The 518-nt window shown below is 55.2% G+C and carries 1 protein-coding gene; it reads left to right on the forward strand.

Annotated elements, in window-relative coordinates; all coding sequences use genetic code 11:
- Positions 1-6 precede the first annotated feature (6 nt).
- The coding region (locus Ga0466249_RS25940; protein ID WP_215832387.1) for a thiamine pyrophosphate-dependent enzyme at positions 7-518 on the forward strand (512 nt) is incomplete at its 3' end.

The following is a 518-nucleotide window of genomic DNA, read 5'->3' on the forward strand; positions in this document are numbered from 1 at the left end:
AATCACTTGCCTCACATGTGGTGTCCCGGCTGCGGCAACGGCATAGTCACAAGTGCCGCAGTCAAAGCCATCGATAAACTGGGACTCAGTCAAGATAACACAACCATTGTATCCGGTATCGGCTGCTCCTCAAGAGCCTCAGGGTACCTGGATTTCGATACCGTTCACAGCGCCCATGGCCGGGCCATTCCCTTTGCCACAGGCATTAAACTTGCCAATCCCGCGCTCAACGTCATCGTCATGACAGGAGACGGCGATGCCACAGCCATCGGCGGCAATCATTTCATCCATGCCGCACGAAGAAACATCAACATCACCGTCATTTTATTTAACAACTCCATTTACGGCATGACAGGCGGTCAGTATTCACCCCTGACGCCAACGCACAGTAAGGCATCCACCGCGCCCTACGGCACCATCGAACGCAGCTTCAACGTCGTCGAACTCGCCAAAGCCGCCGGAGCCACTTTCGTTGCCCGTGGGACAACCTATCACGCCCAGCAGCTCAGTGACGTCAT

The organism is Pelorhabdus rhamnosifermentans (genome assembly GCF_018835585.1).
GTDB lineage: Bacteria > Bacillota > Negativicutes > UMGS1260 > UMGS1260 > Pelorhabdus > Pelorhabdus rhamnosifermentans.